Source organism: Romboutsia sp., assembly GCF_035470145.1.
Classification (GTDB): domain Bacteria; phylum Bacillota; class Clostridia; order Peptostreptococcales; family Peptostreptococcaceae; genus Romboutsia_D.
In genome coordinates this window covers 1-5992 of record NZ_DATIRC010000157.1, presented here as the reverse complement: position 1 = coordinate 5992, position 5992 = coordinate 1, and the positions used below count along the sequence as shown (strand labels likewise).

At 25.2% G+C, this 5992-nt stretch carries 6 protein-coding genes; 4 read left to right on the top strand and 2 right to left on the bottom strand.

From position 1 onward, the window contains the following. Positions 1–296 precede the first annotated feature (296 nt). The 3 genes from VLM92_RS06130 (at position 297) to VLM92_RS06120 (ending at position 3057) form a co-directional block, all read left to right on the top strand. Positions 297–1562: a Gfo/Idh/MocA family oxidoreductase gene (locus tag VLM92_RS06130; protein ID WP_325275463.1), complete on the top strand. Its 1266-nt coding sequence runs from the start codon at positions 297–299 to the stop codon at positions 1560–1562. A gap of 324 nt (positions 1563–1886) precedes the next feature. Further along, positions 1887–2591, top strand: a complete 705-nt coding sequence (locus VLM92_RS06125) for a glucosaminidase domain-containing protein (RefSeq protein ID WP_325275462.1) — start codon at positions 1887–1889, stop codon at positions 2589–2591. A gap of 73 nt (positions 2592–2664) precedes the next feature. Then, complete coding sequence (locus tag VLM92_RS06120) at positions 2665–3057, top strand: DUF134 domain-containing protein (protein ID WP_325275461.1); 393 nt, start codon at positions 2665–2667, stop codon at positions 3055–3057. Between the two features lie 103 nt (positions 3058–3160). Here VLM92_RS06120 and VLM92_RS06115 read toward each other — a convergent pair whose 3' ends face one another. Continuing rightward, positions 3161–3514, bottom strand: coding sequence for a hypothetical protein (locus VLM92_RS06115; protein WP_325275460.1), 354 nt, complete (start codon positions 3512–3514; stop codon positions 3161–3163). Positions 3515–3816: 302 nt separating this feature from the next. Between VLM92_RS06115 and VLM92_RS06110 the strand changes: the two genes are divergently transcribed. Beyond that, positions 3817–4941, top strand: a complete 1125-nt coding sequence (locus VLM92_RS06110) for a HAMP domain-containing sensor histidine kinase (RefSeq protein WP_325275459.1) — start codon at positions 3817–3819, stop codon at positions 4939–4941. Positions 4942–4991: 50 nt separating this feature from the next. Here VLM92_RS06110 and ymfI read toward each other — a convergent pair whose 3' ends face one another. Beyond that, positions 4992–5732, bottom strand: a complete 741-nt coding sequence (gene ymfI / locus VLM92_RS06105) for an elongation factor P 5-aminopentanone reductase (RefSeq protein ID WP_325275458.1) — start codon at positions 5730–5732, stop codon at positions 4992–4994. Between the last annotated feature and the right edge of the window lie 260 nt (positions 5733–5992).

Genomic DNA, 5992 nt, shown 5'->3' with positions numbered 1-5992 from the left:
AGAAGCTTTATACTATCAGAAAGAAATGGATATAAAAACGTAACTTTTTATACTAGCAAATCAAAAGCTTCTTTTATACCAGTATATTATACAAGAGAATTTTTTGCATTTAGTAAGACAATACTATTTTACTAAATGATTACTGAGTATTATAAATGTAAACTGAGATGATTTAGGTATTGATAATAAATTATCTCAGTTTTTATTTGAGTGTAAATGTTATTACAGTATATTAAGAGTCATATTAAAATAAATATATATAATAGAATACATATATTATATATAGGGGAGATAGTATGAAAAAAATAACAATAGCTATAATAGGAGCAGGATGCAGAGGGATGTATGCATATACACCTTATTTATTAGAAAATCCAGAACTAGGAGAAGTAGTCGCAGTCGCAGAGCCTATTAAAGAAAAAAGAGATTTATTCAAAGAAATGTATAACATATATGATGAAAATATATTTACAACTTGGGAAGATTTATTAGTAAATGATAAAATAGCAGATGCTATAATAATAGCTAATAATGATGAATCACATTATGAACCAGCCAAACTAGCCTTAGAAAAGGGATATCATGTTCTTTTAGAAAAGCCAATGTCAAATGATTTAGATAAAGTAATAAAATTAGGTGAATTATCTCAAAAATATAATAATCAAGTATTTATGATATGTCATGTATTAAGATATACTCCATTTTTTAGTGAATTAAAAAGAATAGTAGATAGTAAAGAATTAGGAGAGTTAGTAAGTATACAACATAATGAAAATATAGGGTATTGGCATTTTGCTCATAGTTATACAAGGGGGAATTGGAGAAATAGTAATGAAACAAGTCCTCTTATATTAGCTAAAAGCTGTCATGATTTAGATATATTACTATGGTTATCTGGAAGTAAGTGTAAATATATATCATCTTTTGGAAATTTAAGCCATATGAAATTGAAAAACTTTAAGAAAGATATGGCTCATAAATGTGTAGATTGTGAAATAAATAATACTTGCCAATACTCAGCTATTAAAATATATTTAGAAGATGATAAGTTAATTAGATCTTTAAATGCAGTTCATTTAAATCCAACTAAAGAAAATTTAAAGAATGCTATAAAAACAGGTCCTTATGGTAGATGTGTCTATAAATGTGATAATAATGTTGTTGATCATATGGTAAGTATATTAGAATTTGAAAACAATATAAGTGCTACTTTTAATTTATGTGCTTTTACAGAAGAATGTACTAGAACAATAAAGCTTATGTTTACCCATGGAGAAGTTGGTGGAAATCATATGAAAAATATAATAGATGTATATAAATTTGGAGATAATTCACATACAGTAATACATCCAAAAGTAAATAAAAGTGGTCATGGGGGCGGAGATTATTCTCTTATGAAGGATTTTATATCTTTGATAACTTCTAATGATGGAGAGTTAAAGACTGAAGCAACACAATCTGTAGAAAGTCATGTAATAGCTTTTGCAGCAGAATATTCAAGATTAAATTATAAAGTAGTTAATATAGACGAATTTTATGAAAATGCTAAAAATAATATATAGGAAAGTCAGCTAATAAGTTAATAATCTCCTAATTAAACAAGCTCACATTTATGTGGGCTTATTTAATTTTAATTATTTAGTGATTATATGTAAAAAAAATGTACAAGAATAAATAACATAATATGATATCACAAAATAGCAAAACTAAAATACAAATATCATGTCTAATCGAAATATATATAAATAAAAGTCGAAAAATATATTTTATAAAATAAATAGAATTTCCTAAAAATACAGTAACAAATTTTATAAAGGAAATACAAAATATAGTATTGAATTAGTATATGAGGAAATAGGGACTTTAAGTGCAAGGAGACAAATAATATGAGATTTAGTAAGAAAGTGGTTAGCTTAATATGTTTGTCATCTATTATAGTGGGATTTAATTCATCATTAGGAAGTAATACAGAAAATGATTCAAATTTAAGCTCAGTAAAAGTTATGAGTGAAATCTTAGATATAACTAAAGAAGATATTGGAAATACTAGTACTGAACCTATAGAAACAAAAAAGCCTACACAAGAAGAATTAGAAGAACAAAGAAAGTTAAATGTAGTATATAGTAGAAGTGATATAACTTTAGCTAGTGGCATAACTAAAGAAGAATTAGAAACTGTACTTATGAATTATAAAGGAGCATCTACAATGGCACATTTATCAGATGCATTAGTAGATGCAGAAAATCAACATGGAGTTAATGCTTTTACAATGGCTGCTATAGTAGCTCTTGAAAGTGGATTTGCGACATCAAGAAGAGCTATAGAAGATAATAATTTAACTGGATATGAAGTTTATAGTGATGATTCAGAGGGAAGGCTATTTCCAAGCCAATATGAATCTATTTTACAAACTGCAAGACACATATCAAAGAATTATCTTACAGAGGGAGGAATGTATTACAGAGGTTTATCAGTAGATGATGTACAAGTAAGTTATTGTCCAGATGAAGGTAAAGGCAAGAATTGGAACGAAAAGGTGGACAAACTAGCATCTGGTTTTCTTAAAGTGTACAAAGAGCTATATCTTTAATCGTACACTTTTTAACACTTTATAATATTAATTCATAATATAGTTATAGATATTTGTTTAGGGGGAATTTAAAATGGATTTAAAATGTTTTATTCCACAACAAACAAAAGATGAAAAAATAGAAGAAGTTGAAATAACATCAAAGGAAATGCAAGCAATAAAGCTTATTGATGTATATGGATTGAAAGATAAAAAATGTGCTAAAAAAATGAAAATATCAATGCATGAGTTTGAAGAATTAATAACTAATGCTAGAAAAAAAATTGCTACAGCTTTGATTGAAGGTAAAACTATTAAAATTATTGATCTAAAACCTATTGAAAATAAAATAACTACATTATGTAAATTTAGATGTGCGGTATGCGGAGAAATTTATACTATAAATTATACACAAAGCAAAATATCTTGCCCACTTTGTTTTTCAAGTAATATAATGACAAATGAAGAAGCTGGATTTTGTAAATGATAATTTATAAAATAACATGAATGTACTTAAAAGTATATCCATGTTATTTTGTTAAGCTTTATTATATAACTAAATAGAATTTATTATAAAGCTATTTTAATAATTAACGTTTTATATTTTGATAAAACTTTTTATTACTAGGTTTATTTGTAACTTTCTTTTTAGAAACAATTTTTTTATTTTCAACTTTAGGAGAATCATCCTTAAGATTTGTATTTTTATTACTAAGTATATCTAATACGAATTTTTGAATAATCTTAGCAGTTCCAGATTTATTTATGTATCCAGAAGAAGTTTGAGTAGCAATAGCTAACTCATAAAAATCTACACCTTTTATTTCATCTTTAAAATTTATATGAAATGTATATTTAGAGTCTTTACTTTCTAATATTAAAGTCTCTTGATCAAGAGATATACTCTTAAATAAATTTGGATTTGCAAATTGTAATAAGTCCATTAAATCACCTATGTCTTTCTATAATTTTCATTTATTAATATTACCATAAAATTAGTAAATACTCAAAATATTTAAAGACATATTTATTTATTATTAAGATATAAAGTGAGAATTATTAACAAAAAAATATAAAATACTAACTGAAAATATATAATTATCAACAAAATAGTGAAATTTATTAACACAAAAGAATATTTTATTAACAAAAAATACCATTAAATATACTTTTAAGCAAAGTAACCTGCTATAATATAAATATATAAAGAGAATTTATGGTAAGGGTTTTAGGGGGAATACGATTAATGATAGATATTTTAAATGCAATTAATGACTATATATTAGTTATTAATAAAGATGGATTAATAAAGTTTTGTAACCAAACTTTATTAACTAAATTAAAGTATAATAATAATGAATTAGACAATATAAATATAAATACTATATTATTTAATAAGAATTTTGATTTTATGAAAAATGTTAATACAAATAAAAAATCTGACATTGAATTAATTCTTTACAACAGAGATAAAGAAAAAGTATTGCTAACCAGTAATATAATTAGTAATACTTTTAATTGCGAAAAATCTATATTTATCATATCTAAAAACATAGAAGAAGTATCACACATAGAAAGTATCAAAAATGAATTTTTCACAAATATATCACATGAATTTAAAACACCATTAAATATAATACTTGGAACTATGCAGTTGTTAGAACGAAATATAATTGAGGATAATATTATATCTAAAAATGAAATAGACTTAGAAAGATATACTAAATGTATAAAGCAAAATTCATATAGATTATTAAGACTAGCAAATAATCTTATAGATATAAGTAGAATAGAAACAGGATATTATGAATTGCAACTTGGAAATCATGATATTATAAATATAATAGAAGAAATAACTTTATCGGTATCTAGCTATATGGAAGAAAAGGGCATAAATCTTATATTTGATACAGATTCAGAAGAAACAATACTAGCGTGTGATCCAGATAAAATAGAAAGAATTGTACTTAATTTACTTTCAAATGCAATTAAATATACAGATCATGGTGGGAAAATAAACGTTTATATGAAAGTTATTGATTCTAAAGTAATTGTTTCTATAAAAGATAGTGGCAGTGGTATTAGCAAAGAAAAATTACCATACATATTTGAAAGATATGTACAAGATGATAGTCAATACAGTAAAAGGTGTGAAGGTAGTGGAATAGGATTATCATTAGTAAAATCATTAGTAGAAATGCATGGAGGAAGTATATATGCTAAAAGTGAGCTTGGAGTTGGCTCAGAGTTTATATTTGAGATTCCAACTAAACTAGTAGAAGTAAATGATATTGAATATGTAAAAAAAGATAAAGAACATTTAAGAATTGAAAAATGCAATGTAGAATTTTCAGATGTTTACTCAGTTTAATAAATATACATAGTATTAAAGCTCTGGATTAATCAACCAGAGCTTTAATATTATGTAATAACAAATCCACCATTTGGACTTATTACTTGTCCTGTTATAAAGTTAGAATTATCACTTGCTAAAAATAGTGCACAGTTTGCAATATCTTCAGGAGTTCCAAGTCTCATTAGAGGAGTTTCGTCTTTAAGAATTTCTAATATTTCATCACTTACATTATTTATCATATCTGTTTGTATAATACCTGGCGCTATACAATTAACTTGAATATTAGAAGGGCCTAATTCTTTAGCAAGAGCCTTCGTCATACCTATTACAGCTGCTTTTGATGTTGAGTAATGAACCTCATAAGAACCACCAACCATTCCCCAAATAGAAGAAATATTTATTATTTTACCACTGTGCTCAGGTATCATATATTTAAGTGCCATTTGAGTAGTGTAGAAAACACTATTTAAATTAACATTAATCATTTCATGCCAATCTTCATTTGTTATATCTGTAAATAACTTATCTTTACTCATGCCCGCATTATTAATTAATACATCAATTTTTCCAAACTCACCAATACAAAACTTAATCATTGAATTTACTTCATGTACATTAGACACATCTGCCTTATAAAGAGTTACAAAACACCCCTCAGATTTTAATTCATTATAAAGTTCGCTAGCTTCTTTTTCAGATTTATTATAATTTATTAATACATTGTATCCGCTTTTAGCAAATAGCTTTACCATTGCACGACCGATGCCACGAGATGAGCCTGTTATTAAAGCTGTTTTATTATTCATATATTTATCCTTTCTTATGTAATAAGATATATCTAATTATATGACAATTAGTTTAATTTTTAAAGGGTTTAATATTTATATTACGTTGTTATAAACAAAAATTAAGACCTCGTGAAATACGAGGCCTTCTTAATTAAACTTAAAAATAACTTTAGAAAAATCATAATTTAAATGTTTAAATGAGATTTGTTTCTATGCACAAATAATAATATCGTTTTTAAAGATATAGTCACTATAGAAATCTTCTACTAATTCATGAA

Bases quoted from the DNA above. Each gene is read 5' to 3' on its own strand.
- VLM92_RS06115 (WP_325275460.1), bottom strand. From the start codon at position 3,514: ATGGACTTATTACAATTTGCAAATCCAAATTTATTTAAGAGTATATCT.
- VLM92_RS06125 (WP_325275462.1), top strand. From the start codon at position 1,887: ATGAGATTTAGTAAGAAAGTGGTTAGCTTAATATGTTTGTCATCTATT.
- VLM92_RS06120 (WP_325275461.1), top strand. From the start codon at position 2,665: ATGGATTTAAAATGTTTTATTCCACAACAAACAAAAGATGAAAAAATA.
- VLM92_RS06130 (WP_325275463.1), top strand. From the start codon at position 297: ATGAAAAAAATAACAATAGCTATAATAGGAGCAGGATGCAGAGGGATG.
- VLM92_RS06110 (WP_325275459.1), top strand. From the start codon at position 3,817: ATGATAGATATTTTAAATGCAATTAATGACTATATATTAGTTATTAAT.
- ymfI (WP_325275458.1), bottom strand. From the start codon at position 5,732: ATGAATAATAAAACAGCTTTAATAACAGGCTCATCTCGTGGCATCGGT.